Genomic DNA, 2742 nt, shown 5'->3' with positions numbered 1-2742 from the left:
GCGCGCGGCGGCGCGCCGGCCCGCCCGGCGCGCCCCCCCCCCGCCCCGCGCCCCCGCCCCCCCGCCCCGCGGGGGGGGGGGGCGGGGGGCCGGCCCCCCCCCCCCCCCCCCCCCCCCCCCCCCCCCGCCGAACTTGGGGGAGGCCGACCCATGGCCACCGCACGCCAGCAACTTGCCGACGCCCGGCTCTATCTGTGCACGGACGCCCGCAAACGCCAGGGTGACCTGCCGGAATTCCTCGATGCGGTGCTCGCCGCCGGGGTGGACGTCGTGCAGTTGCGGGACAAGGGCCTGGAGGCGGCCGAGGAGCTCGACCACCTCGCGGTCTTCGCCGACGCCTGTCGCCGGCACGGCAAGCTGCTCGCCGTCAACGACCGGGCGGACGTCGCCTTCGCCGCCCGCGGCACCAGGACCGCGTCCGGCGCCGACGTGCTGCACCTGGGCCAGGGCGACCTGCCGGTGCCGACCGCCCGGGCGATCCTCGGCGACGAGGTGCTGATCGGGCGGTCGACCCACGCCGAGGCGGAGGCCAGGGCGGCATCCGTCGAGCCCGGCGTGGACTACTACTGCACCGGCCCCTGCTGGCCCACCCCGACCAAGCCGGGCCGCCCCGCCCCCGGACTCTCCCTGGTGCGGTACGCGGCCTCGCTCGACGCCGACCGGCCCTGGTTCGCCATCGGTGGCATCGACGCCACCAACCTGGACCAGGTGCTCGACGCCGGCGCCCGCCGGGTCGTGGTGGTGCGCGCCCTCACCGAGGCCACCGACCCGGCGGCGGCGACCGCGGACCTCGCCCGGCGGATACGCGAACGGTCGGCGTAGCCGCCCGAAGGCCAGAGCTGGGACGGGGCTCGGGATCGGGGCGGGCTCGGAGCCGGGGCCGCAGCCGGGAGGTCGGAGCGGGCCCCGGACGGGCGAGGTGTGGCGAGCGTCTCAGGAGAGTCACGGGCCCCCTCGGCCGCACGCCGGGGACGGCGCGTTCCGTACGCAGCTCGTCGCCCCACCGCGGGTCAACCACCGGCTTCCGGCGCTGCTCAGAGCCGTCCGTGCGGTACACGCGGGCGCTCCCACGCGCCAGCCGCACTGTCCGAAACCTGGACAACGAACGGTGCTAATCGGGCATATCGCAACGGAAGGTTGGGGCGTCGCCGGCTGCCTGGATAACCTGCTGGTATGGCCCTAGGCACAGCGTCCACCCGGACCGACCGCGCTCGCACCGTACGTGACCTCCTCGCGTCCGGTGAACAGTCGTACTCGTTCGAGTTCGCGGCCCCGAAAACGGAGAAGGGCGAGCGGACCCTGTGGAACGCCATCCGCCGCATCGAGGCCGTGGCCCCCACCTTCGTCTCCGTGACGTACGGCGCCGGCGGTTCCTCGCGTGAGGGCACCGTGCGGGCGACGGAGCGGATCGCCACCGACACCACGCTGACCCCCGTCGCCCACCTCACCGCGGTCAACCACTCGCTCGGTGAACTCCGCAACGTGATCGGCCAGTACGCCGACGCGGGCATCCGCAACATGCTCGCGGTCCGCGGCGACCCGCCCGGCGACCCGATGGGCGAGTGGGTGCGCCACCCGCAGGGCGTGACCTACGCCGCCGAACTCGTCGAGCTGATCAAGGAGTCGGGCGACTTCTGCGTCGGCGTCGCGGCATTCCCCGAGATGCACCCGCGCTCGACGGACTGGGAAACCGACATCGGGCACTTCATCGACAAGTGCCGCGCGGGCGCCGACTTCGCGATCACCCAGATGTTCTTCTACCCGGAGGACTACCTGCGGCTGCGCGACCGGGTGGCGGCGGCGGGTTGCCCGACGCCGATCATTCCGGAGATCATGCCCGTCACCAACGTCCGGCAGATCGAGCGCTTCGCCCAGTTGAGCAACGCCGCCTTCCCGCCCGAACTCGCCTCGCGCATCCTGGCGGTCAAGGACGATCCGGCGGCTGTACGCTCAATCGGAATCGACTACGCCACCGAGTTGTGCGCGCGGTTGATGGCCGAGGAGATCCCCGGGCTGCACTTCATCACCCTGAACCACTCCACGGCCACGCTGGAAATCTACGAGAACCTGGGGCTGCACCGACGCCCCTGACAGTCGCGACGGCCGCAACCTGACGGCCGGACGGGAGGGGCGTACATGGGCTGGGCGGTCCTCTACTGCGCGTTCGGCGTCGTCGCACTGTGGCTGCTCGGCGAGGTGCTGCTCCAGTACAAGGCGCGGTTGCGCTGGCGGCTGCTGGCCTTCGGCGGCTTCCTCGGCGTGGTGGTCGGCGTCGTCCTGCCGTCGGTCCTGGTGATCGCGGCGGGCGCGGCGGCCTTCGCGGTCGGCCAGACCTACGTCACGCTCTCCTTCCGGCGCGGCTTCGCCACCGGTTGGGCACTGCGCCGCCCCGCGAACGGCGCCGGCGGGCGGGCGTCCACCGGGCGCGGGGCCGCCGGCAGCAAGCGCCGCCGCGGCGCCGCCGCCGAGGTCTCCGAACCCACGCTGCGGGTCTCCGACCTCCAGGCCGACGGGGCGACACCGCCGCCGCCCGAGACCGCCCCGGCCCCGGTGCCCACCTACCAGCCCGAGCCGCTGCCCGACGACACCGACGGCTACGGCATCTACGGCCTCGGCCCCGGCGTCGCCCCGCCCGCCAACGCGCCGGACGCCGGGTACGGGACGGCGGGCGACCAGGCCCCGGCTGGTGACGACGGCACGGGCCACCCGGCGTACGCGGCCTACGCGGGCCACGACGCCGCC

Annotated in this window: 2 protein-coding genes and 1 pseudogene; all 3 read left to right on the top strand. The window is 74.6% G+C overall.

The genetic code is table 11. The features are described 5' to 3' along the window. Positions 1 to 150 precede the first annotated feature (150 nt). Positions 151 to 822 (top strand): thiamine phosphate synthase, encoded by a 672-nt coding sequence (gene thiE, locus AAHZ94_RS32220; protein WP_349997252.1) that lies wholly within the window; start codon positions 151 to 153, stop codon positions 820 to 822. A 351-nt stretch (positions 823 to 1173) separates the two neighbouring features. After that, positions 1174 to 2091 (top strand): methylenetetrahydrofolate reductase [NAD(P)H], encoded by a 918-nt coding sequence (gene metF / locus AAHZ94_RS32215; protein ID WP_349997251.1) that lies wholly within the window; start codon positions 1174 to 1176, stop codon positions 2089 to 2091. A gap of 45 nt (positions 2092 to 2136) precedes the next feature. After that, positions 2137 to 2742 (top strand): annotated as a pseudogene (locus AAHZ94_RS32210) (hypothetical protein); the annotation flags it as partial.

This window comes from Streptomyces sp. HSW2009 (genome assembly GCF_040240285.1).
In the GTDB taxonomy this organism is placed as follows: domain Bacteria; phylum Actinomycetota; class Actinomycetes; order Streptomycetales; family Streptomycetaceae; genus Streptomyces.
Note: the sequence above shows the minus strand (reverse complement) of the source record. Positions and strands in the feature narration are given on the sequence as shown.